The organism is Acinetobacter tandoii DSM 14970 = CIP 107469, assembly GCF_000400735.1.
Lineage (GTDB): Bacteria > Pseudomonadota > Gammaproteobacteria > Pseudomonadales > Moraxellaceae > Acinetobacter > Acinetobacter tandoii.
In genome coordinates, this window is record NZ_KE007367.1 from 52,727 (window position 1) to 75,959 (window position 23,233).

General features: G+C 40.1%; 23 protein-coding genes. 7 read left to right on the forward strand and 16 right to left on the reverse strand.

Annotation, left to right across the window (positions count from 1 at the left end):
• Window positions 1-53 precede the first annotated feature (53 nt).
• Window positions 54-1,067, reverse strand: coding sequence for a lipoyl synthase (gene lipA / locus I593_RS09675; RefSeq protein ID WP_016167387.1), 1,014 nt, complete (start codon window positions 1,065-1,067; stop codon window positions 54-56).
• A 195-nt stretch (window positions 1,068-1,262) separates the two neighbouring features.
• Here lipA and sthA point away from each other — a divergent pair, with 195 nt between their 5' ends.
• On the forward strand, window positions 1,263-2,678 hold the full coding sequence (gene sthA / locus I593_RS09680) for a Si-specific NAD(P)(+) transhydrogenase (RefSeq protein ID WP_016167388.1): 1,416 nt from the start codon (window positions 1,263-1,265) through the stop codon (window positions 2,676-2,678).
• 75 nt (window positions 2,679-2,753) lie between these two features.
• On the opposite strand, the gene I593_RS09685 is transcribed toward sthA, so the two are convergent.
• The 6 genes from I593_RS09685 to map all read right to left on the reverse strand — a co-directional run bounded on the left by I593_RS09685 (window position 2,754) and on the right by map (window position 9,531).
• Window positions 2,754-3,710 carry a TauD/TfdA dioxygenase family protein gene (locus I593_RS09685; protein WP_016167389.1) on the reverse strand — a complete coding sequence of 319 codons (957 nt, stop codon included), beginning with the start codon at window positions 3,708-3,710 and terminating at the stop codon, window positions 2,754-2,756.
• 107 nt (window positions 3,711-3,817) lie between these two features.
• The gene (locus tag I593_RS20650; RefSeq protein WP_016167390.1) at window positions 3,818-3,955 is read right to left on the reverse strand and encodes a hypothetical protein; all 138 of its coding nucleotides are present in this window, start codon (window positions 3,953-3,955) and stop codon (window positions 3,818-3,820) included.
• Complete coding sequence (locus I593_RS09695; protein ID WP_016167391.1) at window positions 3,948-5,162, reverse strand: MFS transporter; 1,215 nt, start codon at window positions 5,160-5,162, stop codon at window positions 3,948-3,950. The genes I593_RS20650 and I593_RS09695 overlap by 8 nt, the downstream gene beginning before the upstream one ends.
• Before the next feature lie 371 nt (window positions 5,163-5,533).
• The gene (locus I593_RS09700; protein WP_016167392.1) at window positions 5,534-6,880 is read right to left on the reverse strand and encodes an MFS transporter; all 1,347 of its coding nucleotides are present in this window, start codon (window positions 6,878-6,880) and stop codon (window positions 5,534-5,536) included.
• A gap of 429 nt (window positions 6,881-7,309) precedes the next feature.
• Window positions 7,310-8,380 (reverse strand): OmpW/AlkL family protein, encoded by a 1,071-nt coding sequence (locus I593_RS09705; protein ID WP_016167393.1) that lies wholly within the window; start codon window positions 8,378-8,380, stop codon window positions 7,310-7,312.
• 305 nt (window positions 8,381-8,685) lie between these two features.
• A complete protein-coding gene (gene map / locus I593_RS09710) occupies window positions 8,686-9,531 on the reverse strand; it encodes a type I methionyl aminopeptidase (RefSeq protein WP_016167394.1) in 846 nt (281 codons plus the stop codon).
• 208 nt (window positions 9,532-9,739) lie between these two features.
• Between map and rpsB the strand changes: the two genes are divergently transcribed.
• The 6 genes from rpsB to I593_RS09740 all read left to right on the forward strand — a co-directional run bounded on the left by rpsB (window position 9,740) and on the right by I593_RS09740 (window position 14,180).
• Complete coding sequence (gene rpsB / locus I593_RS09715) at window positions 9,740-10,492, forward strand: 30S ribosomal protein S2 (RefSeq protein ID WP_016167395.1); 753 nt, start codon at window positions 9,740-9,742, stop codon at window positions 10,490-10,492.
• Between the two features lie 144 nt (window positions 10,493-10,636).
• Window positions 10,637-11,512: a translation elongation factor Ts gene (tsf, locus tag I593_RS09720; RefSeq protein WP_016167396.1), complete on the forward strand. Its 876-nt coding sequence runs from the start codon at window positions 10,637-10,639 to the stop codon at window positions 11,510-11,512.
• A 64-nt stretch (window positions 11,513-11,576) separates the two neighbouring features.
• Window positions 11,577-12,053, forward strand: coding sequence for a DUF3465 domain-containing protein (locus tag I593_RS09725; protein WP_026440986.1), 477 nt, complete (start codon window positions 11,577-11,579; stop codon window positions 12,051-12,053).
• Window positions 12,054-12,148: 95 nt separating this feature from the next.
• Window positions 12,149-12,979 (forward strand): helix-turn-helix transcriptional regulator, encoded by an 831-nt coding sequence (locus tag I593_RS09730; protein ID WP_016167398.1) that lies wholly within the window; start codon window positions 12,149-12,151, stop codon window positions 12,977-12,979.
• Window positions 12,980-13,155: 176 nt separating this feature from the next.
• Window positions 13,156-13,869 carry an AzlC family ABC transporter permease gene (locus tag I593_RS09735; protein WP_016167399.1) on the forward strand — a complete coding sequence of 238 codons (714 nt, stop codon included), beginning with the start codon at window positions 13,156-13,158 and terminating at the stop codon, window positions 13,867-13,869.
• Entirely contained in the window at window positions 13,866-14,180 is a 315-nt protein-coding gene (locus I593_RS09740) for an AzlD domain-containing protein (protein WP_016167400.1), read from the forward strand. Before I593_RS09735 ends, I593_RS09740 begins: the two co-directional genes overlap by 4 nt.
• Before the next feature lie 62 nt (window positions 14,181-14,242).
• Here I593_RS09740 and I593_RS09745 read toward each other — a convergent pair whose 3' ends face one another.
• The 9 genes from I593_RS09745 to I593_RS09785 form a co-directional block, all read right to left on the reverse strand.
• Window positions 14,243-14,698 carry an Mpo1 family 2-hydroxy fatty acid dioxygenase gene (locus I593_RS09745; RefSeq protein ID WP_016167401.1) on the reverse strand — a complete coding sequence of 152 codons (456 nt, stop codon included), beginning with the start codon at window positions 14,696-14,698 and terminating at the stop codon, window positions 14,243-14,245.
• A 180-nt stretch (window positions 14,699-14,878) separates the two neighbouring features.
• Window positions 14,879-16,657 (reverse strand): amidohydrolase, encoded by a 1,779-nt coding sequence (locus I593_RS09750; protein WP_016167402.1) that lies wholly within the window; start codon window positions 16,655-16,657, stop codon window positions 14,879-14,881.
• Window positions 16,658-16,782: 125 nt separating this feature from the next.
• Window positions 16,783-17,394 carry a septal ring lytic transglycosylase RlpA family protein gene (locus I593_RS09755; RefSeq protein ID WP_016167403.1) on the reverse strand — a complete coding sequence of 204 codons (612 nt, stop codon included), beginning with the start codon at window positions 17,392-17,394 and terminating at the stop codon, window positions 16,783-16,785.
• Window positions 17,395-17,686: 292 nt separating this feature from the next.
• Window positions 17,687-18,688, reverse strand: coding sequence for a lytic murein transglycosylase B (gene mltB / locus I593_RS09760; RefSeq protein ID WP_016167404.1), 1,002 nt, complete (start codon window positions 18,686-18,688; stop codon window positions 17,687-17,689).
• Between the two features lie 20 nt (window positions 18,689-18,708).
• The gene (gene rodA / locus I593_RS09765) at window positions 18,709-19,851 is read right to left on the reverse strand and encodes a rod shape-determining protein RodA (RefSeq protein ID WP_016167405.1); all 1,143 of its coding nucleotides are present in this window, start codon (window positions 19,849-19,851) and stop codon (window positions 18,709-18,711) included.
• Window positions 19,852-19,987: 136 nt separating this feature from the next.
• Complete coding sequence (locus tag I593_RS09770) at window positions 19,988-20,638, reverse strand: hypothetical protein (RefSeq protein WP_016167406.1); 651 nt, start codon at window positions 20,636-20,638, stop codon at window positions 19,988-19,990.
• A gap of 27 nt (window positions 20,639-20,665) precedes the next feature.
• A complete protein-coding gene (gene queF / locus I593_RS09775) occupies window positions 20,666-21,481 on the reverse strand; it encodes an NADPH-dependent 7-cyano-7-deazaguanine reductase QueF (RefSeq protein WP_016167407.1) in 816 nt (271 codons plus the stop codon).
• The gene (locus I593_RS09780; protein WP_016167408.1) at window positions 21,481-22,254 is read right to left on the reverse strand and encodes an ABC transporter permease; all 774 of its coding nucleotides are present in this window, start codon (window positions 22,252-22,254) and stop codon (window positions 21,481-21,483) included. Before I593_RS09780 ends, queF begins: the two co-directional genes overlap by 1 nt.
• The gene (locus I593_RS09785; protein ID WP_016167409.1) at window positions 22,251-23,186 is read right to left on the reverse strand and encodes an ABC transporter ATP-binding protein; all 936 of its coding nucleotides are present in this window, start codon (window positions 23,184-23,186) and stop codon (window positions 22,251-22,253) included. Before I593_RS09785 ends, I593_RS09780 begins: the two co-directional genes overlap by 4 nt.
• Window positions 23,187-23,233: the final 47 nt, after the last annotated feature.

Genomic DNA, 23,233 nt, shown 5'->3' on the forward strand with positions numbered 1-23,233 from the left:
TAAAAAACCCTTTAAATTATGTATTTAAAGGGTTTTTAAAATCAAAGACTTAATTAAGCTTCAATTGTTTGCACTGCAATTTTCTTTGCTGGATCTACTTTACGACGCACTGCGGGTACAGGTTCGCCATAGTATTGGCGGTCAGCAAAGTAACTTGATCGAACCATTGGTGCAGACCAGATGTTTCTAAAACCAAGTTTACGACCATGTTCGGCGTAACGCTCGAATTCTTCTGGGCTGACAAAACGGTCAATCGGTGCATGTTCTTTAGATGGCTGTAAATACTGACCGATGGTTACATAGTCTACATCATGGGCACGTAAGTCATCTAATAGTGCAATCACTTCTTCTTCAGTTTCACCAATACCAACCATCAAACCACATTTGGTTGGAACATCAGGGCAGTACTCTTTAAACATTTTCAGTAGGGTTAAAGAGTGCTGGTAGTCTGAACCTGGACGCATAGCTTTATATAAGCGTGGCACAGTTTCAATATTGTGGTTAAACACATCAGGCGGACATTCCGTCATGATGCGTAAGGCAATATCCATACGACCACGGAAGTCGGGCACCAAAATTTCGAGTAGAGTTTTCGGGCTTAAGTTACGTGCTTCTTTAATACAATCCACAAAGTGCTGAGCACCACCATCCAGTAGATCATCACGGTCTACCGAAGTAATCACAGCATATTTCAAACCTAAGTTTGCAATGGTTTCTGCCATATGGCGTGGTTCATCTGGGTCTAACGCATTTGGACGGCCATGGGCAACATCACAGAATGGACAACGACGAGTACAGATGTCACCCATAATCATAAAGGTTGCAGTACCACCGCCAAAACATTCTGGTAAATTTGGGCAGGCAGCTTCTTCACATACAGTATGTAATTTTTGTGCGCGTAAAGTTGTTTTAATGCGTTGAACTTCCTCTGGCGCTGTCATCTTGACACGAATCCAGTCTGGCTTACGAGGCACTTCAACCGTAGGTACAACTTTGACAGGAATACGTGAAACTTTTTCTGCACCACGAAGTTTGACACCCTGTTCAGGTTTACGGCTTTCAGACATATTCAACTTTTCCACTGTTTACACGGAGAGATATTTAAACATTATAACGGAATTGCACATTGATAGGGCGAAAACACTATTCATTTTCTAAATGTCGTTATCATTCAATATATGACTATGAAATACAGCAAAGTCAGCTATTTTCAGTCATAATAGAGTGAAAATAGACACAAATTTATAGAAAAGGAGCGTTGAATGGCACGTAAGAAAGAGGTCGTTAGTGGAACTTTCTTGAAATATGATGCGGTCGTTCTAGGTTCGGGCCCAGCTGGTGAAGGCGCGGCAATGAAACTTGCCAAATCTGGTAAGCGCGTTGCAATTATTGATATGCGAGAGCAACTGGGGGGAAACTGTACTCACGTTGGCACAATTCCGAGTAAGGCATTGCGTCAAACAGTATCGAGCATTATTCGCTATCAACGCGATCCAATGTTCCAAAAAGTGGGGGATTGGAAACAATTCACCATGAAACAAGTACTGCGCAATGCACATAAAGTCATTCAACAACAGGTAGAAACACATTCGCGTTTTTACGATCGTAACAAGATTGATATTTATCATGGGCGTGCTTATATCCAAGATCAAAACACAGTATTGGTCTTTACGCCTGATGGGATTAAAGAAACCATCATGTTCAAGCAGTTGGTGATTGCGACAGGTAGCCGTCCTTATCGTCCTGCGATGCTTGATTTTAATCATCCGCGTGTATTTGATTCAGATAAAATTTTGGATTTGGATTTCTCGATTCAGAAAATCATCATTTATGGTGCAGGTGTAATTGGCTGCGAATATGCGTCAATTTTCATTGGATTGGATCATAAAGTTGATCTGATCAATACCCAAATGAAATTGCTCAGCTATTTAGATGATGAAATTTCAGATGCCTTGTCATATCACTTGCGTGAGCAGGGTGTATTGATTCGTCATAACGAACAGATTGATCATCTTGAAACTTTCGATGATCACGTGGTGATGCATTTGCTCAGTGGTAAGAAAATTAAGGCTGATGCGATTTTATGGTGTAATGGCCGTTCTGGTAATACAGATGGTCTTGGACTAGAGAATGTCGGTATTACGCCAAACAGCCGCGGTCAAATTACTGTAAATGATCAATATCAAACTGAAGTTGAGAATATTTACGCTGCAGGTGATGTAATTGGTTGGCCATCTTTGGCTTCTGCTGCTTATGACCAAGGTCGTTGTGCAGGGGCAAATATGAGTGGTGAAGAAGGTATTGAACCTGTAGTTGATATTCCTACAGGGATTTACACCATTCCAGAAATTTCTTCGATTGGTAAGAATGAACAGCAATTAACGGAAGAAAAAATTCCCTATGAAGTGGGGCAGGCATCTTTCCGTCATTTAGCTCGTGCGCAAATTACAGGCGATACCGTCGGTGAATTGAAGATTTTGTTCCACCGCGATACTTTGGAAATTTTGGGCGTACATTGCTTTGGTAATAACGCTGCGGAAATTATTCACATTGGTCAAGCAGTGATGAACAGTCCAAATAATACGATCAAGTATTTTGTGGAAACGACATTTAACTACCCAACAATGGCTGAAGCCTACCGTGTAGCGACTTTGAATGGTATGAACCGTTTGTTCTAAACATTCAGTGAAGTGAATAAAAAGCCCATTTTAATTAATGGGCTTTTTTATGCGCTGAGGAATGATGAATATCGTTTAGAAAGGTCGAGCACCTGCCAAGCTAATACGTTTTAATAAGCGACGTTGTTCTGCGGGAAAGGGTGTTCTTGAATGTAATGTGACTTGATTGTCCCAAAACACGATATCTCCTGTTTCCCAATGATGTTCGTAACGGAACTCTGATTTTAGAATATGTGCGCGTAACTCTGCGATGAGATCACTCCCTTCAATATCACTCACATTGACCAATTCAACTTCCGAACGCGTATTCAGCCACAATGCTTTACGTCCTGTTTCAGGGTGAATGCGTACAAGTGGATGTGGATAGGCATGTCCTAAAATAGGTTGATCTTTAAAGCGGTAGTAAGGTGAATCTGCATAACCACTTGTCCCTGTATTACTTTGTGCACGGACAAAGGGGTTATAGGTAATGAGCTGTAACGAGTCGATTTTCTTTTTAATCTCATCTGAGAGGGCATCATAGGCTTTAATGGTATTGAACCAAGTGGTTTGTCCACCGTTTTGTGGAAGTTCAATGGCATAAAGCAGTGAGCCGAAAGAGGGAAGAGGTGTCCATTGGTGATCGGCATGTGGGCTTAGCTCGCCGTGACCTGTATAGTCTCCTTGCCCCACTGCATTTGACACAGGGACAACATCAGGTGGGACACCAGTATCCGATTGGCTGGCAAGTACGGGATTATCTGCGCTTGGGCGGAAAATGGAACCAAAGTAGCTGGCAAAAGCTAGATACTGTAAATCATCTAACCTTTGTTGTTTAAAGATCAAAACTAAATGCTCTGCTAGGGCTTGTTTAAGACGGAAAATGGTTTCGCCTGACTGTGCTTTACGTGCATCTAAGCCTGTCACAATCGCGCCTAAAGCTTGATCTTTCAATGGGGTAATTTGAATTTCATTTGGATGTTGAAGAGCTTCAGCTAAATGCCACTGCGGTGCATCATGAATGGCTTGAGAAAGTTGTGTAAGACTGGTCATTGTTATTACTCTAAATTTCTTGTTGTTTTAAACTAAGAAAAACCCAGCATTTTTTGAAATAAGAATAAATGCTGAGTTTATGAAAACTAGAGCCAGTCTTGAAGAGATTAGTGTGGGCAGAATGCTTGATTAAAGTACTCGAAGAGTTGCGGTGTTTGTAGCCAGAGTGCAATGGCAGCAATAATCAGTCCCAGTACAACCGCGCTAATCGATGTCTTAAGCCAAAACAGAGATGAATTATTCATGGACCACCGCCTTTTCATCGACAAAGAAATGAACCAGTACACCTAAAACACTGAGCGCAATTGAAATCATCCAAACTGCTTGATAATTTCCTGTCATGTCATGATTCACGCCACCGAGCCATCCACCAAAAAAAGATCCGACTTGATGGGTAAAAAATACAATACCGCTGAGCATAGACAAATAGCGAATGCCGAACATATTGGCGACAATCCCGTTGGTTAATGGCACGGTAGATAACCATAATAAACCCATAATCACGCCGAAACTATAGATTGTCCATGTACTTAACGGTAAGGCTAAAAAAGCAATAATAGTGATGCCGCGCAGTGCATATAAACCCATGAGCAGTTTAGGTTTGGAAAATTTACCTCCTAACCAGCCCGCGCCGTACGTGCCAAAGATATTGAATAACCCAACAAGGGCTAAAAACACCGTGCCCGTGGTCGCATCAAAACCATGATCAATCAGATAACCAGGCAGGTGAATACCAATAAAGACCACTTGGAAGCCACACACCATAAAACCTAAAGATAAAAACCAGAAAGGTTTATGTGCTTTTGCAATGTTCAAAATTTGTTTAAAACTGAGGGCAGGTGCACTACTTGTGGTTTGGCTATTTGGTGCTACATACATGGGTGCTTTTAGCATCCAAGCGAGCGGAACGATAAAGGCAATTAAAATCGCACTGACAATTAAAGCGGCTGACCAACCAATATTTTGCAATAGCAATAAGGTTGACGGCAGCATAATAAATTGTCCAAACGAGCCTGCTGCACTGGCAATGCCCATAGCCAAACTACGTTTTTCAGGTGGGGCTGCACGCCCAACCGCAGAAAGTAACACAGGAAAAGAGGTTGCAGATAAAGCTAAACCTAAAATCAGACCAACACTGACATTCAGCATAAAGCCAGTTGAGCTGACGGACATGAGTAATAAGCCAATCGCGTAGAGAATACCTCCTACCGTGACAACAACTTTACTGCCATATTTGTCGGCAAAAGCTCCCGTAATTGGCTGTACAGCACCCCAAATCAGGTTTTGTAATGCGATTGCTAAACTAAAGACGTTATGCCCCCAACCAAATTCATGGCTCATAGGAACCAAATAGAGTCCAAATGCATGTCGAACACCTAGCGAAAGCGCCAAAATGATAGCGCTGCCAATCAGCATATAAATAAGGGGTTTTGAAAATTGACTTTGGGTCATTGCCGCATTCGTCTTGAAATATGAGTTTGGCTGTATTGTACGCAATATATCGATTAATTTCGATATTTGATTAAAACATTTGAAAAGTGACGTAATGATTGGGGGATTGGTGCAGCATTATGAATGTGTGAAAACTAATGAAACCGTCATTATTTGCATATTTAGGACATTGTTGGATTAGAAATAGTTCAACATTTGATGCCGTGGATTTGTCATTTATCAGGATTTATACATTCAAGAATTAATTCTATATGCATGAGTGATTTTTGGTTCTACGAATCAAGTGAATATTTTACATAAGAAAGAGTAGGTTATTTTGATCAGGTACAGAGAGTGAATACACCCTCATTTGTACCTGAGGATTTAAAGTTTTACGCTAAACTATTTCGTTCTAATACAGCTTGATCAAAAAGTTGTTTTTCTTTGGTTTTATGTTCAACTGAAAAGCGAATTAAAATGACACTAAAGGCTGCAACTGTGACTAAACCGCCAAGGATGAATAGACAAGTTTGTACATCTAATACGCCTTTCAATAAAAAGCCAGCGGCTACTGCACCTACATTACCCCCAGCACCAATAATCCCTGCAACACCTCCTAAAGCATCACGGTCAATAAAAGGCACCAGTGCATAAGTAGCCCCACATGCCATATGGGTAAAGAGTGCAAATACAGTCATGCTGATAATAGCGAGTGTGACGGTATTCATTTGAGAGAATACGATTAAGAATAAACCTTCAAGTAAGACTAGCGTGAATAACACTTTGGTGCGTCCATCTAGGCCTTTTGCGATTGCAATTTTATCTGAAACAATGCCACCCAAAGCACGAGCGAAAAGTGCCAATAGACCAAAGATACCCGCAGTTAAACCTGCCTCTTTAAGGCCCATATTGAAGTGGTCTACATAATACATTGCAGCAACATTATGAATGAAAATTTCAATACCAAAACATGCAGCATAAGATACAAATAGAATCCAAACGCGGTAATTGCGTGCAGCTTGCAGCAAAATTGCTGTACCGCCTTTTTTACCGCTTCCCACTTCAATGCCTTCTTTACGAAGTTCTTTAAAATTTCCTTGAGGGCAATCTTGAGTGAGCTTCCAATATAAGATGCCCACAATCACCATCATGATGCCTGGTACAAGCAGAGAAATGCGCCATCCCATGCTTTGTTCTACACCAAACATTACAATTGCTCCAAGAATAAGTGGCATGAGAGCTTGTGTTGCACCGCCGCCTGCATTACCCCAACCAGCCGCTGCCGCGTTTGCTGTACCTACTACGTTGGGTGCAAACATAACACTGGTATGATATTGGGTAATGACAAAACTCGCGCCAATGGCACCAATCAGTAAACGGAAAAATAAAAAAGATTCGTAGGTATTGGCAGCGGCAACGCCAAATACAGGAATACTGCCGAGTAATAAAAGGGCTGTATAGGTCTTTCTGGGGCCATATTTATCACACAATGGACCGACAATCAGGCGAATTAAAATAGTAATCGCAACGGCTGCAATATTAATGTTGGCAATTTGATCTTTGGTTAAATTGAATTCGCCTTTAATTACAGGCATAAGCGGTGCGCAAGCAAACCATGCGAAGAAGCAGACAAAGAATGCGAGCCAAGTCATATGGAAAGCACGCATGGCGGGTGTAGAAAAATTAAAAAGTTTAATTTGTGTCGCTTTTTTTGCATCGCTATTTATTGCTGAAGACATAACCATCCCCTGAACTGAGCGTCATTTTGTTTACAAGTTTTTTAAGTTGCTTGTAATCCGATCAGAACGGACATCGTTGGCCGTCTATGTACTATGTGAATCGACGTTGATTCATCTTATAAATTATAAAGTGCAAGCAATATGCCAAAAGTGCGGATTTTGCATTGATTCAACAGATACAGTGATTAAACACTTGAGTCTATTGGTTAATATGAGTTCAGAGATCATGAAATTCTGAGAAAATGCTACTAGATAAAAAGGATAAAATCTGATCAAAAATAATTCATTCTTTAAATCATTCAATAAAAGTGCATCAGAACAATGCACTTTAGATGAGAAGTTGGTTGGATAAAACTCAGGAGTTATTCCACGGTCTTCATACTATTTTAATGAATACCGTGAAGAGAAATCCGAGTGAGTTTTAGTATTTTAGAAGCGATAGCCAATACCGGCATAAGCGAGAATTGGATTGATCTCAATATCGGCTTTGGAGCGGATAAGTTCACCGAGTTTGGCATCGGTCACGGTAATGGTGGTGTCATTACTCAGTTGAGCATAACTGACCGAACCGACAGCAAACCAATTGCTATTAAAATCGTAGGTAAATCCAACTGTGGCAATCGGTGCAAAGGCATCAGATGCTTCAAGATCCACTTGAGGATTGGCTGAACTGGTTTTACCTTCTAAAGATCCGCCAGCATGACCTTCTTTAATATTGGCAATCATATGACCAGCGGCAATTAAATCTTGCTCAATACGTGGGTTCATTTCTAATTCATTAAAATAAGCATACATGACGCCTAAACCAACATAGGGACGAAATTTATTCACCCCAGTTTTGCCAAAGTGATATTGCAATTCAAATGCAGGTGTCCATGCCCGAGCCGAAGCAGCAGCGCCGTGAGCAGACAAATCGGTAATCAAAATATCATTTTCAAGTTCCAGTTGACCCAAAACACTGCCTAAAGGACTGGCAATAGCAGAAAAGGGCGCATAGATTTTTCCTTGACCTTGTAAATCGACCTTAGGGGGAATCCCAGCTTTGACCTCAACTGAAACATGGTCGGTAAAGAAATAATTGCTCATGATGCCTAAAGTTGTAACATCATCTGCTTGAAGTCCAGTACCTGCATTATCCCATTGGCTTAAGCCGTGTATTTCGGCAGTACCACTGAGACTTGAAGGGACGGGAGCATCAATTGCAGCCAATCCTTTAAGAGCTGCCTTTAACAGTGGATTAACGTCACTGCCTGGCCGAATATTGTCTAAAACAGTTTGTGCCTGAATATTGCCGACCTTTGCGGTTTCACCTTCCTTGACTGCTGTATTGACTCGAAACGGTTGAACTTGACCTTGTGGCATAACATGTAATGCACCCACAGAAATGGAAAAACGTTTAAAGCCATCACCATCTTCTAGGCTGAAATAGGGGGATTTAGCATGGCTAAATGTAGGAATAAGGGTAATCGCAATTGAAAATGCTAATCCTGTTTTTTGCATAGGGGACTCCATGTCCATTTTCATCATTTTTATTCAGGGCATTATTCAATAGCGCGGCGAAAGAAAACTGTTGTTTTAAAACAGGCATAGTTTTAAAAAATTGTGAAAATTACCGTAATTTTTTTATGGTTCTGTTACTTATCAATCAATCATGTTATTTATAAAAAGCGTGATAGGGCGTGATAAATCTTGTTTGAGTATTTTTTAAGTTGTTATTAATTAAAAATAAAATAGTTAGGGGATGTTGTTTTTGGATATAAAAAAAGATCACCCGAAGGTGACCTTTTTGACAACTGACTTAGATTTTAAGCCAATGACACTGCTTCAGTCTGAAAACGAGATAAATCTTCTTCAGGACGTGCAGTCAAAATTTCAACACCATCTTTAGTCACTAAAATGGTATGTTCATATTGCGCAGACAATTTATGATCTTTGGTCACAACTGTCCATTTGTCACCCAGTAACTTGGTTTGCCATACGCCTGCATTGACCATTGGTTCAATGGTAAAGGTCATGCCTTCTTCAAGAATCATACCGCTGTTGCCTTGACCATAATGCAATACTTGTGGTTCATCATGGAACACCGTACCAATACCGTGACCACAGTATTCACGTACAACACTAAAACGTTCAGATTCAACATATTTTTGAATAGCCAGACCAATATCACCAATGGTCGAACCTGGTTTAACTGTCGCAATACCACGATACATTGCTTCTTGAGCAACTTTACATAAGCGGTCAGCAAGAATCGAAGTCTCTTCACCCACCACGTACATCATATTGGTATCGCCGTGATAACCATCTTTAATCACAGTGACATCAATATTTAAGATATCGCCTTTCTTTAAGATTTTACTTTCAGATGGAATACCGTGACACACAACATGGTTCACTGAAGTACAAATGGTGTGCTGAAACGCTGGACGACCAGGTGCCGCACCATAACCTAAACATGCAGGGATCGCATTTTGTACGTTCACAATATAATCGTGACAAATCGTGTCTAATTCGAGGGTCGTTACCCCTGGTTTGATATGCGGTTTGATCATATCCAACACTTCTGCCGCCAGTCGTCCTGCCACGCGCATTTTTTCAATTTCATCGGCAGTTTTAATTAATCGACGGGGAGCTTGATAAGTTGTATTCATGATCTCTAAAAACTTTTGGAAATTTGTATGTGACTATGGTATAAATAGCCGCCCATTTTATCAAATGCTTTTTCGTGAATATATTTACGAGTCGTTTGATTGAAATTGGTAAAAATCCGCACATATATCGACACATTACTCTGGGTGCCCTAAAAGGGTGGAGAATGCGGATATATGGAGGCCTAACCCAAACTTTAAGGTAAAGAAAATGGCAGATTACAACGTAAGCATGCGCGACCTTCTTCAAGCAGGTGCGCACTTTGGTCACCAAACTCGTTTCTGGAACCCAAAAATGCGTCAATACATTTTTGGCGCGCGTAACAAAATTCACATCATCAACCTTGAGCACACTGTTCCTGCGTTAAATGATGCTTTGAACTTTGTTAACAATCTTGCAAGCAAAAAGAACAAAGTGTTGTTCGTTGGTACTAAACGTGCTGCTTCTAACATCATCCGTGAACAAGCTCAACGCGCTGGTCAACCATATGTAGATCACCGTTGGTTAGGTGGTATGTTGACGAACTGGAAAACACTTCGCCAATCTATCAACCGTTTAAAAGACCTTCAAACTCAATCTCAAGACGGTACTTTCGCTAAGCTTACTAAACGTGAAGCTTTAGAGCGTACTCGTGAGATGGAAAAACTTGAGCGTGCTTTAGGCGGCGTGAAAAACATGGGTGGTTTACCTGACGCATTATTCGTAATCGACGTTGACCACGAATCAATCGCGATTAAAGAAGCTAAAAACCTTGGTATTCCTGTAATCGGTATCGTTGATACAAATTCTAACCCAGACAACGTTGATTTCGTTATCCCGGGTAATGACGATGCGATCCGTGCAGTAACACTTTACGCTTCTGCTATGGCTGATGCGATCCTTGCTGGTAAAGAGTACGCTCAAACTCAAGCAAATGCACAAGCAAAAGGCGACGAAGCTGCTAAAGAAGCTCCTGAGGCTTAATGCGTTTTGACGCAAGCTTGTCATTTTTGCGACATGTGATGGTGGCAAAGTAAGCGTCATGTATGCAGACGGCCCATGAGCATCCCTCTGGGCCGTTTCTGTTCTAAAAAGAATTCATTTTCTACCGATTTTTAGGAGATACACATGACTGCTATTACTGCAAGCATGGTTAAAGAATTGCGTGACCGTACTGGTTTAGCAATGATGGAATGTAAAAAAGCATTAACAGAAGCGAACGGTGACATCGAATTAGCGATTGATAACCTACGTAAATCTGGTCAAGCTAAAGCTGCTAAAAAAGCGGGTAACATCGCTGCTGACGGCGCGATTACTATCGCTCAAGAAGGCAACAAAGCTATTCTTTTAGAAGTAAACTGCCAAACTGACTTCGTTGCTAAAGACGAAAACTTTGCTGGCTTCTCTGCTAAAGTTGCTGCTGCTGCACTTGCTGCTGGCGAAACTGATGCTGCTAAAATTGCTGAACTTAAACTTGAAGATGGCACGACTGTTGAAGAAGCGCGTATTGCTCTTGTTCAAAAAATCGGTGAAAACATCCAAGTACGTCGTGCTAAAATTGTTGAAGGTGAAAACCTTGCAGTTTACAAACACGGTTTAAAAATTGGTGTTGTAGTTGCTTATACTGGTCAAGCTGACACTGGTAAAGGTGTTGCAATGCACGTTGCTGCGTTCAACCCAGTTGCTGTAACTGCTGAAGGCGTTTCTGCTGAGCTTATCGCGAAAGAGAAAGAAATTGCTGAAGCGAAAGCGATTGAGTCTGGCAAGCCAGCAAACATCGTTGAGAAGATGGTTACTGGTTCAGTTGAGAAATACTTGAACGAAGTTGTTCTTGAGCGTCAAATGTACGTAATCGACAACGATAAGAAAGTTGCTGACGTATTAAAAGCGACTGGTACAACTGTTGCTCAATTCGTACGTTTCGAAGTGGGTGAAGGCATTGAGAAAAAAGCTGAACTTTCTTTTGCTGAAGAAGTTGCTGCTGCTCAAGCTGCTGCAAAATAATTTTATTTTGCAAAAAAAAAGCCCCCAAAGGGGCTTTTTTTATATCGAATAAAAAGGATAAAAAATGATGAATAAAACAAATTTTAGAATTGTTGTGGTGATTCTGGTTCTTATTGCTGCATATCTTGGCATAAATCAACAACAGCAGACGCCTCCTAAAAATGAATCTCCAATTGCAACTTCTCCGGAATCAGTATCTACGGTTGATGACCATCAGAAAATACAACAGGCATTTCAACAGCAACAAAATAATGTGCAAGTCCGTGCGAGTGGCGTAGTTAAAGCAATTCTGGCTGATGATCATGAAGGCTCCAGACACCAGAAATTTATATTGTTATTAAAGGATGGATTAACAGTATTGGTTGCACATAATATTGATTTGGCACCGAGAATAGAAAATCTGCAAAAAGGCGATACGGTTGAGTTTTATGGTGAATATGAATACAACTCAAAGGGAGGTGTTATTCATTGGACGCATCATGATCCGCAGCGGCAGCATATTGATGGCTGGTTAAAATATCAGGGCAGAATGTACCAATAGGGAATTAGAGAGCAATTTTGTTCTATACAGTAAAAATAAACATGATATTTTGCATGTGAAATAGATTTGACTGGCATGAATAAAGAATTGATTGTATGAGCGAAGTGAAGCATGAGTTTGTTAAATTTAAGCATGTCCAAGAATTGGGTGGCTTGGAATTACTGAATGCTTCTTATGTACAAAAACAATTTTCTAAACATGTGCATGAAGGCTATTGCATAGGGGTAATAGAAGAAGGGGCACAGTCGTTTTATCGGACAGGTGCACTGCATATCGCACCTAAAGGGCATATCATTTTGGTGAATGCTGATGAAGTGCATACAGGTTCATCTGCAGTAGAAACAGGGTGGCGCTATCGTGCTATTTATCCAACACCTGAAATGTTAAGGGATGTGAGTCAGGATTTTTTTCAACCTTCAGGAACCATGCCGTGGTTTCCCCACGCAGTGATTCAGGATGAAGGCTTGGCACAACAACTTAGCTTGCTGTTCGATTTACTAGAAAATAAAGATAATCAACTATTTAAACAGACTTTATATCTATCTACGCTGGCTTATTTAATGTCACATCACAGCCGCACTAAGCTAGGTGAGTTGCCATTACCTGAAGCTCAGAATCGTATATTGATGATTAAAGATTTATTAGCGAGTGCACCTGAAAAAGATTATTCCCTGAATGAGTTGGCTGAAACAGCAGGTTTAAGCCCTTGGCATTTTTTGCGACAATTTAAAAAATATACAGGTCTTCCACCCCACGCATGGCTCATTCAGTTTCGTTTGCACCAAGCGAAACAGCTTTTAAAACGTGGTGAAAATATTGCTTTGGTGGCAGATTTATGTGGCTTTTCAGATCAGAGTCACTTTAATCGGCATTTCAAAAAATCGGTAGGTGTGACACCTTTGCAATACGTGATGACCCTACGTTAGAAGAAGTGACTCTCACTTTAATGTGTTATTTAAATAATTCAAATTTATAAAGTTAATGAAGATTATTTGCTTCGTTCTATGTCTTGATTATTTCATGATTATTCAGCAATTTTGTACAAGATCAGCATGCTGCAAAACACCTATTTTATTGGTGTGTTTATTTAGTAGATGTTGTTATGGATCTTTCTCAACAGCAATTAAGGGCTAGGGCCTATAATAAGTCACAAGATTTTATCCAGGGTGCAATCGATATCGTTCCTTTATCGATTGCGGTACTACCATGGGGAATTTTGGCGGGTTCAGTTGCCATTGATGCAGGATTGAGCATTCCACAGGCAGTAGCGATGTCGGCGGTTGTGTTTGCGGGTGCAGCACAACTGGTAAGTTTGGGAATGTGGTCTGCGGATGCAACAGTACTTACAATTGCAATTACAGTATTTTTTTTAACCAGTCAGCATTTTATTTATGCCTTAACCTTGCGCAAAGATATTTCGGTTTTGGCGAGTTATTACCGAATTCCTTTGGGATTTTTATTGACGGATGAGTTATTTGCTGTCGCGATGACCAAACAACTGCATCGTCCATATTATTTATTGGGTGCAGGCTTATGTTTTTATCTCGCGTGGGTGCTATTTAGCCTATTGGGAATTTATTTGGCTTCGACAGTTCCTAATTTGTCGAGCTTGCATTTAGATTTTTCTATCGTTGCTGTTTTGGTGGCGATTATTGTTCCTTTTATTAAAAATTGGAGGAGTTTGATCGGTGTCATCACTACAATTCTAAGCTCATTGTGTTTAACCGCATTGCATGTAGAAGCCTCAATTTTACTCTCAGGCATGTTGGGAATGTTTGTTGCGGTGTGTCTGGAGCGTTGGGAGCAAAAAACATGAGTTGGTCATTTATTTTTTTATTGGCTGCAATTGTATTTTTTAATCGTTATCTATTTTTAGAACCTAAAGTTGCCATTCAGTTTCCAATGTTTTTTGAACGCATGTTGAAATATTCAGCACCGTGTTTATTGAGCGCAATTTGTATGCCGATTATATTTTTTGATCACGGTGAATGGAGAGTATTGCAGGGGAATAGTTATTTTTATGCCACGATATTTTGTATTCTTGCGTCTTTATTTTTAAGAAAAATTTTAGTGAGTTTGGCTTTGAGTTTGCTGTTTTTTTATGCATTGGAAGCTTGGGTGTTTTAATCGAGTTCACAGTGGAAAACATCTAAAAGATCAAATTCCACTGTGAAAATTGGACATGTACGCTAAATGGCGTTCATTTGCGCTCTAGCATGGGTTTCTAATTTGGGTACCAGTTTATTTAGATATGCATCCATACACCAAATTGGGCCAATGAGGAGGAATTGGAGGTCTTTGAAGAAAGATGGTTTCTTTCCTTCAATTTTATGCCCATAAAATTGTCCAATCCAAGCAAAAATGAACAATGCAATATAAAAACCTACACCGACAGGTAAAATCAAAATCAGCCATGCCATTACAAAAATTAGGGCTGCCATTGCCACGGCTAAAACAAGATCCAGTCGACTATAAAAAATAAGAGTGAGGGTCACAATAAGGGCGGTAAGTAGCACACTGAAATGCGCCAAAATACCAATAATGGAAAATAAAATTGTGGGGACACAAAGCCAGTGAATCATTTTATTGGTTTTATTTTGGTGGCTTTCACCGTATTCATCGAACCATTGATTTATTGTTTTCATGTGTTGCTCCTGCAAATGCTTATTGTATTTTTTATATCCTTGTTCCTGAGAGACTATAAAATAGAAAACAAAAGAGGTCAAAATTTGAAATTAAATTTTAGTTCATTTCTATCATTTGTTTTGTTATGCATTAACGCAGCTCAATGATTTTGAACTGCGTTTAGGTATGTATTTACAAATCTAATTTCTTGCGTGAAAAACTTCTTTGCCTTCTTTGAAAGTAGCAAGCACTTTAATATTTTTAATTTGATTACTCGGTACGGTCATGGGGTTCTGATCCAGAATGACAAAATCAGCTAATTTCCCAGCAGCCAGTGTACCTTTGCTGTCTTCTTCAAAATATTGATAGGCAGCCCAACTGGTCATGCTTTTCAGCGCAAGATAAGGACTGACACGTTGATCTTCACCTAAAATTTTACCGCTACGGGTCACGCGGTTTACGGTGGTATCCAAAGTCATCATGCTATTTGGAGGAATGACGGGTGCATCATGATGTTCAGTAAATAAAACTCCTTTTCTTAAGGCAGAGCCTGTAGGGGAAATATTTTGAGCGCGTTCTAAACCTAAAGTTTCATGAACGTGCCAATCTCCCCAGTAATAAGTATGTAGTGAGAAGAAAGAAGGAATGAGTTTTAGTTCTTTGGCTTTGTCTAGTTGGTCTTCACGCATGGTTTGTGCATGAATAATCACATTACGTCGATCTTGGATTGGAAATTTAGCAGTAGCTTTTTCAATGGTGTTCAAATACTGATCAATAGCAGCATCACCATTGGCATGCGCTAAAATTTGCCAATTATTCTGGAAAGCCAAGTCAATCAGATTTTGTACTGTGCTCTGTTGTGGAAAAGCGGCATAGCCACGGTAAGATTTTTTTTGACCTTCAGGTGGTATGACATAGGGTTTGGTTAGCCAAGCAGTTTTACCTTGTGGAGATCCATCTAGGCTAATTTTAACGCCCCCAATTCTATAGTGGTGTTTATATTCTCGATTGGTTCCGTGTTGCAGCATATAGTTTTTTTCTGTGCTGATGTCTGGGTAGACCACCAAATCGATAGGTAATTTTCCATTTTGGGCTAAATTGCGCCACATTTCTGAAGTGCCAGCATCGGCTCGGCCTTCCTGAATGGTGGTATAACCATTTTGGGCATAGGTTTGTACCGCAGTGAGTGCCATTTTTTCCATGGTTTCGGGCGGCATATGCTGGAAAATTTGAATCATGGCTTTAAAAACCACACTTTCTTCAAGTACACCATTTGGTTCTTTAGAGTTTGCTTTACGACGGATAACACCGCCAGTTGGGTTTGGTGTTTTGGCATCAATTTTGAGTAGTTCGAGTGCTTTGGTGTTGACCGTAGCCAAATGACCAGATTGATGCAAAATAATGACAGGTTGGTCGGTTGAGATTTTATCTAGTTCAGTCGCGGTAGGGTGGCGCTTTTCAGTTAATTGGGCATCATCATATCCGTTGCCGATAATCCAGCCTGAAGCTTGTTGGATGAAAGTAGGATTATTATTTTTCCATGCTTGCATTGCTTGAATCAGGGAGGGGATGTCTGTAACTTTGCCATCGGGTGGTGAATAAAGATTAGCAACGGTTTGTTGTAATCCAACGCTGTTGGCATGGCTATGTGCATCGATGAGCCCTGGAATAACGGTGTGGTTTTTTAAATTAAAGCGCTGTGCAAGTGGATTGATTTGTTTTGCATTGGCAAGAGTGCCTGTAAATTTGATTACGCCATTTTCGACTAGCATGGCTTCTACGTATGTTGGGGTATCTCCCTGCATTGTAAGAATAGGCCCACCATGTAAAATAAATGTGGAATTCTGTCTAGGGTCTATTTTTTGACCACGATGAGTGTGTTTGGAAATGGAGTAGCTACAAGCTGACAATAAAACCGTACTTAGCAGTGCAAAAGTTTTTAAATGTGAAGTTGTTAAATATTGGGTTGATTTTGTCATTTGATCGTTTTCCCCCACAGGTTGTCGATTTCTTATCTTTTTTAAAATAACATATTAATTAAATTAGAAAATAAAAAAAGCCACTTAAACGTGGCTTTTTGTCAAATGTGTTTTGCACTCGTGAATTAAGAGTTAGGACCTGCAACGCGTTCAATGCTTACTTTTGCTGTCCCTGCATTGGTGATACCAAGTTGTTTAGCAGCACCATAAGAAAGATCGACTACACGGTTGCCATGGAATGGACCACGATCATTCACTTTTACAACCACACTTTTGCCGTTATTTTTATTGGTCACACGAATGTAGCAGTTTAATGGCAGGCTACGATGAGCTGCCGTTAATGCGTTCATGTCAAACGTTTCACCGTTTGCTGTTTTACGACCATGAAACTGACGACCATACCATGAAGCCACACCAGTTTGGCTAAATTGGCGGACAGTGTTGGATGCAACATCATTTAACTTGTCAATGACTGAAGGCTCATTTGCTGGGATTTCGATTTTCGCTGCAATCGTTTCGCGACGAATTTTATCTCCAGAACTCTCAGTAATTGAAAGGCTATTTAGATTTGAAAAGTGAGAGTTAAAGCTCTGAGCATCTTTGTTTAATACACGTGCTGCTAGACGTGAATTATCATTGTCATTGTTTAATGACGATGATTGAACCAATTCGGCCTGTGACTGTGTCAGGGCGAACGTGGTCGCTATGGCAAGAATATATTTCATTGAAGAATGCATAAAATCTCCTAAAGACGGGTTTGCGGAGTAGTAATTCAGCAGTAAAACATTGAATTACAAGCAAACGGGTCGATTTATTCACTTGTGCAACTACATTTGACGAGATGGATAATATTCATGCCGAAGTAAAGGTGTCTAGTCTTTATACCGAAATCTTTACAAAAAGTAGGTAATTAAATTGCTTTGTGATTAAAAAATATACAATATTGTAACATTATGTGTAACTTGATTGTTTTATATACTTTTTTATTAAAAAAAAGATTGACTTATTTGTTTTTGAAAAAAGCTAGCCTTAGCGGCTAGCAATTTCAGTGCCTAATTGCCACACAGCGGTGGCATACATACGGCTCTTATTATAGGTAGTAATCACTTGAAAATTCGGGTAAGTAATATAGTAAATTGAGCCATAATTCTCTTGAAGTTGAATGACGTTAACCATATCTAAATCATCAATTTTTACCACTGGATTGATGGGTGAAATACCCTGCGGTTTTAACACACCATAAGGTGTAGGTTGTTCAAGGTTCTTGGCAATAACGGCATCAGGTGTCGAACCTGTGTAGCGCGCCGCAAAACCAATAGGTTGATTTCTTTGCCAACCATGTTGAGCGAGATAGTTGGCAATAGAACCAATCGCATCGACTGCTGAATTTCTTAGGTCAACATGCCCATTACCATCGTAGTCCATACCGTATTTAGGAATGTTGCTAGGCATGAATTGTGGATAGCCAATTGCACCCGCATAAGACCCTACAATAGAGTTAGTCGGTACACCATCTTTATATGTCCATGCAATCAGTGCAGACAGCTCGTCTTGGAAATAAGCAGCACGACGTTCATAGCCAAATGCAAGGGTTGCTAAGGCATCTCGGGTGATGAAATTGCCTTTATTTGCACCAAAACCTGTTTCTACCCCCAAAATGCCTAAAATCACAGATTGTGGAACACCAAATTGCTGTTCCGCACGGTTTAAGGTATCGGCATATTGATTTTTGAATCGAACTCCACGCTGAATGGTACTTTCAGACATGAAATTGGTTTTATAGTCATACCATGGCTTACTTTCACCAGGTCGGTTCATAATATTGATAATATTGGGAAGATTACGTGAGCCATTCATTGCCCAGTCAACTTGTTCTGCTGTGAGACCATAGCTCCGCATGGTTTTTTCTTTAAAACTGGAATATTGAGGATCATTTGCAAAATCATTGGCTTGGCAAAAACTGGTAGCTGAAAATGTACCAATAAGTAAAAATAAACGCTTCAGTTTTTTATTAATAGACAAATGTGTCATATAGGTTAAATCCTAAAAAATTATCGATGTGTATGAATTGACATCACAACGCCAAAAGTGGCCATTAAAGTAATAATTGCAGTACCGCCATAACTCATAAAAGGTAAAGGCACACCCACCACTGGTAAAATACCACTGACCATGCCTGCATTGACAAAGACATATACAAAAAATGACAAAGCAAAACTGCTTGCCACTAAACGGCCAAAGTTATGAAAACTGTTTAATCCAATTTGAAACGTTCGGCTAATGATCGCAAAGTACAATACAATCAATATGATAATGCCAATTAGCCCAAATTCCTCAGAAAATGCTGCAATAATAAAATCGGTATGACCTTCTGGTAAAAAATGCAGATGAGATTGTGTGCCTAAGAGATAACCTTTGCCTGAAATACCCCCAGAACCAATCGCAGTTTCTGATTGAATAATATTCCAACCTGTACCGAGTGCATCAGCTTCGGGATGGATCAAAGTTAACACCCGTTGTCGTTGATAATCATGCAGTAAAAATTGCCAAGCAATAGGGATAATCAGTACTGCGAGTCCGATTGCAGTTGCAATTAAACGCCAAGACAAGCCACTGAGGAATAAAACAAAAATCCCACTGGAAAGCACCAGTAATGAAGTCCCAAGATCGGGCTGTTCAGCAATTAAAATAAAGGGAATACCAATAAAGATCAGACAAATGCCAATCTGCCCAATTTTTGGAGGCAGAGGGCGTCTTGCTAAAAACCATGCAATCATCAAGGGCATGGCAATTTTCATAAATTCGCTGGGTTGTACACTGCCCAGTCCTGGAATATCAATCCAACGCTGTGCACCTAAACGAACTTCCCCAAAGAGTTTGACCCCAATAAGTGACAACAGTGCCACTATATATAGATAAGGTGCAAAAGATTGATAAACTTTCGGAGGAACTTGTGCCAAACCTAACATGGTGAAAAAACCAATGGTGAAACTAATCGCTTGTTTCGACACTAAACCCCAGTCTTGCTCCGAAGCGCTATACAGCACGGTTAAACCTAATAGGGCTGTAAGCAATAAATAGAGGCATAACCATGGATCGAGGTGTAATTTATGCCACTTCGATGGCAATAAAGTGGTGCTTAAACCATCACGGGGTGCATGTCGTAAGAATTTGGACTGAGGAGGAGTAGTCATGGAAGATATTTGTAGAATAAAGTCTTAGGCCGTATTTTGCGCCTGCTACCTTATACCTGTGTATGGATGCTGTATATCAATATTTTGCAATAAAAAAACCTAGCAAAAGCTAGGTTTCCGATAGTGTAAATTTCTATCAATAATGGAATAGAGTATCGTGATACTCAGCCAAAATAATCAATTCTTCCTTGGTTAAATGTGGGAAGATTTTATCAATTGCGATATGTACGGCTTTAATTACGGCCGCAGAGCCGATATCCGCTGCTTTACGCTTAATCATGCCCAAATCGAGGGTTTTATTAAAATCATTCATGAAATGACGTACAGTGGCTTCTGCGAACTGTTTGTATAATTCGATTAAAACGGCTTTATTGGTATCACCACCTGCACGAATATCAGCAAATGTGGTTTTTAAATTAGTCACCAAGCTGGCATCTAAACTTTCACCTACGCGATATTGACCTTGAGCATCTTTGAACAAGCTTTTTTCAGAAAACTCAATTGATTGTTTCACCACATCATTTGGAGCTTTACTTAAAAGTTGTTTCAATAACACTGCGACAGTTGATTTAATGTAACCTGCTAATTTTTCCGCAGTATCACGTTTATCACTTGGCGGAAAACGACGAACTAACTCCGTTAAAATGGCGTCAATAATTTCATCGTTAATCAATAAAGCAGTTTGATCGCGCAAAGGGTAGAGAGCTTCACTTGAATTTTTTTTCTGCTGACCTGTTTGAATACTATTTAATAGTGTTTCAGAAGGGACAAAACCAAAAAAAGGCATTGTTATTTAACCTCAATATTATTCATTTTATTGTCGCGCCAAGCGAATTGGGCGAGGCATCCATGTTAAATCCGATACACGACAAGGGTTGATATCTAAACCACCTCGGCGAGTATAAGCCGCATAAACCATAAGCTTTTCGGGTTGCAGATTTTGCCAGATATCGGCATAGATCTGTTCCACGCATTGCTCATGAAAGCCATTATGCTGACGGTAGGAGATAATATAGGCTAAAAGTGAGCGATAACAAGGCTTTTTACCCTGATAACGGATAAAAACTGTACCCCAATCGGGTTGACCTGTTACAGGGCAGTTACTGCGCAGTAAATGTGAATAGAGTTGGATTTCCAGATTATCCGTATTTTCACGATCTAAACTGAGTAACGATGCATCAGGTTGATTTTCTAAGCGATCAGGAACCAAGTCATCGATACAGATGCCCTCAGGTTGATCAATAGTCAAAGCATCTACTTGGAACAATTGAATCGTTACTGTAGCGCCCGCAGCTGCGGATAAATCTTTTTCTACAGTGGCGACAAATGCAGATTCAGAATCGAATTGGGTAAAGTTAAGGCTATTAAAGTAAAGCTTGAGTGATTTGGACTCAATTAAATTGGGTGAAGAAGCAGGTAGGGTTAAACGACCAATTGCAACTTGTGGAATACCCTGAGCATTAAGCCAAGAAATTTCAAACACATGCCACCAGTCTTTACCTTGTTGAATGCCCTCAATATGAGCATAGCTTGAACGTGCCTGAGCACGCGCAATTGGAAAAAGAATATCTGGTTGATATGTTGATGGATATTGGGTGTCTTTACCAAGTAAAGAATGTTCTACACTCATTATTCACGCATTCCTGAGCCACGAGAAAGTAAATAATACGCTATACCGTAAAGCACAGCACAACATAAAGTAATCACGGTGAGTGAAATCGAAACGTTCACATCACTATGACCAAGAATTCCGAAACGGAAGGCATTAACCATATAGACAATGGGGTTAATTAAAGACAAATTTTGCCAAAATGGGCTAAGTGCGCTAATCGCATAAAATACACCGCCTAAATAGGTCAGTGGAGTCAGTACGAATGTTGGAATAATAGAAATATCGTCAAAAGATTTGGCATAAACAGCATTAATAAAGCCACCCAATGAAAATAATAACGATGTCACAATGACGGTATATATAGTCACAAACCAATTGGTGATATATAAGTCAGTAAAAAACAGACTCATAGCCGTCACAATAATCCCAACCAAGACCCCGCGACATAATCCACCCAAGACATAGCCCCAAAGAACTAAATGTAAAGGGACTGGGCTCATAATCAATTCTTCAATACTTTTTTGGAATTTGGCACTGAAGAAACTAGACGAAACATTTGCATAGCTATTGGTAATCACCGCCATCATGATTAAGCCAGGCACAATGAATTGCATATAGCTAAAACCACCCATTTGCCCAATACGAGAACCGACTAAGTTACCAAAAATCACAAAATATAGACTCATGGTAATGGCAGGTGGTAATAGGGTTTGTGGCCAGATGCGCATAAAGCGGCGAACTTCTTTATGCACTAATGTGAAAAGAGCAACACGCATTTGAGTCATATTCATGGTGTAGTTCCCTCCAAATTTTTCTCCACAAGTCTGACAAACAATTCTTCAAGGCGGTTGGATTTATTGCGCATACTACGCACTTGAATGCCTTGTGCTTCAAGTAACTGGAATAATTGATTTAAGGTATGCGCTTTGTCCATGGTGACTTCAAGCGTGACAGGATCAATTAAATTGAAGCGAACACCAATAATATCGAGATGCAGTGGTTGAATTGGCTCAGCCAAGTCAAAAATAAAGGATTCTTCGTGTAATTGATTAAGGAAGGCTTTCATTGTGGTATCTTCTTTAATCACGCCCCGGTCGATAATGGCAATACGGCGACACAACATTTCAGCTTCTTCTAAATAGTGTGTCGTTAGAATGATGGATGTACCATTTTCATTCATTTCAGTCAGGAAATCCCACATTGAACGACGCAGTTCAATATCGACACCCGCAGTAGGTTCATCCAGAATCAAAAGTTTTGGTTCATGCATCATGGCACGCGCAATCATCAATCGGCGTTTCATACCACCTGACAACATTCGACCTTGGGTATTACGTTTTTCCCAAAGCCCTAACTTTTCTAAATAATGTTCAGCACGTTGCTCTGCAATTTTACGGGGAATACCGTAATAACCTGCCTGAGTGACTAAAATATCGAAGGTTTTTTCAAACTGCCCAAAGTTAAATTCTTGCGGTACGACACCTAAACATTGTTTGGCCTGAGATGGGTGAGTATCAAGATTATGACCAAAAATTTCGACTGTCCCAGACGTCTTTTTGGTTAAAGAACTGATAATCCCGATGGTCGTCGATTTGCCTGCACCGTTGGGTCCGAGAAGGGCATAAAACTCGCCTTCAGGGACGGTTAAATTGATCCCTTTCAGGGCTTGGAAGCCATTTCGATAAGTTTTGGACAAATCTCTGATCAGTAATGCATCGGTCATGAAGTTCTCACAGCATATAGAGTGTGGCTATTGTGAGCGATCTTGAT

What these genes read in the sequence shown, in the direction of transcription:
- sthA (WP_016167388.1), top strand. Translation starts at nt 1,263, where the DNA reads ATGGCACGTAAGAAAGAGGTCGTTAGTGGAACTTTCTTGAAATATGAT.
- I593_RS09700 (WP_016167392.1), bottom strand. Translation starts at nt 6,880, where the DNA reads ATGTCTTCAGCAATAAATAGCGATGCAAAAAAAGCGACACAAATTAAA.
- I593_RS09735 (WP_016167399.1), top strand. Translation starts at nt 13,156, where the DNA reads ATGGATCTTTCTCAACAGCAATTAAGGGCTAGGGCCTATAATAAGTCA.
- I593_RS09745 (WP_016167401.1), bottom strand. Translation starts at nt 14,698, where the DNA reads ATGAAAACAATAAATCAATGGTTCGATGAATACGGTGAAAGCCACCAA.
- I593_RS09755 (WP_016167403.1), bottom strand. Translation starts at nt 17,394, where the DNA reads ATGCATTCTTCAATGAAATATATTCTTGCCATAGCGACCACGTTCGCC.
- queF (WP_016167407.1), bottom strand. Translation starts at nt 21,481, where the DNA reads ATGAGTGTAGAACATTCTTTACTTGGTAAAGACACCCAATATCCATCA.
- mltB (WP_016167404.1), bottom strand. Translation starts at nt 18,688, where the DNA reads ATGACACATTTGTCTATTAATAAAAAACTGAAGCGTTTATTTTTACTT.
- I593_RS09695 (WP_016167391.1), bottom strand. Translation starts at nt 5,162, where the DNA reads ATGACCCAAAGTCAATTTTCAAAACCCCTTATTTATATGCTGATTGGC.
- I593_RS09725 (WP_026440986.1), top strand. Translation starts at nt 11,577, where the DNA reads ATGATGAATAAAACAAATTTTAGAATTGTTGTGGTGATTCTGGTTCTT.
- map (WP_016167394.1), bottom strand. Translation starts at nt 9,531, where the DNA reads ATGAATACAACTTATCAAGCTCCCCGTCGATTAATTAAAACTGCCGAT.
- rpsB (WP_016167395.1), top strand. Translation starts at nt 9,740, where the DNA reads ATGGCAGATTACAACGTAAGCATGCGCGACCTTCTTCAAGCAGGTGCG.
- I593_RS09730 (WP_016167398.1), top strand. Translation starts at nt 12,149, where the DNA reads ATGAGCGAAGTGAAGCATGAGTTTGTTAAATTTAAGCATGTCCAAGAA.
- I593_RS09705 (WP_016167393.1), bottom strand. Translation starts at nt 8,380, where the DNA reads ATGCAAAAAACAGGATTAGCATTTTCAATTGCGATTACCCTTATTCCT.
- I593_RS09780 (WP_016167408.1), bottom strand. Translation starts at nt 22,254, where the DNA reads ATGAATATGACTCAAATGCGTGTTGCTCTTTTCACATTAGTGCATAAA.
- I593_RS09750 (WP_016167402.1), bottom strand. Translation starts at nt 16,657, where the DNA reads ATGACAAAATCAACCCAATATTTAACAACTTCACATTTAAAAACTTTT.
- tsf (WP_016167396.1), top strand. Translation starts at nt 10,637, where the DNA reads ATGACTGCTATTACTGCAAGCATGGTTAAAGAATTGCGTGACCGTACT.
- lipA (WP_016167387.1), bottom strand. Translation starts at nt 1,067, where the DNA reads ATGTCTGAAAGCCGTAAACCTGAACAGGGTGTCAAACTTCGTGGTGCA.
- I593_RS09770 (WP_016167406.1), bottom strand. Translation starts at nt 20,638, where the DNA reads ATGCCTTTTTTTGGTTTTGTCCCTTCTGAAACACTATTAAATAGTATT.
- rodA (WP_016167405.1), bottom strand. Translation starts at nt 19,851, where the DNA reads ATGACTACTCCTCCTCAGTCCAAATTCTTACGACATGCACCCCGTGAT.
- I593_RS09685 (WP_016167389.1), bottom strand. Translation starts at nt 3,710, where the DNA reads ATGACCAGTCTTACACAACTTTCTCAAGCCATTCATGATGCACCGCAG.
- I593_RS09785 (WP_016167409.1), bottom strand. Translation starts at nt 23,186, where the DNA reads ATGACCGATGCATTACTGATCAGAGATTTGTCCAAAACTTATCGAAAT.
- I593_RS09740 (WP_016167400.1), top strand. Translation starts at nt 13,866, where the DNA reads ATGAGTTGGTCATTTATTTTTTTATTGGCTGCAATTGTATTTTTTAAT.
- I593_RS20650 (WP_016167390.1), bottom strand. Translation starts at nt 3,955, where the DNA reads ATGAATAATTCATCTCTGTTTTGGCTTAAGACATCGATTAGCGCGGTT.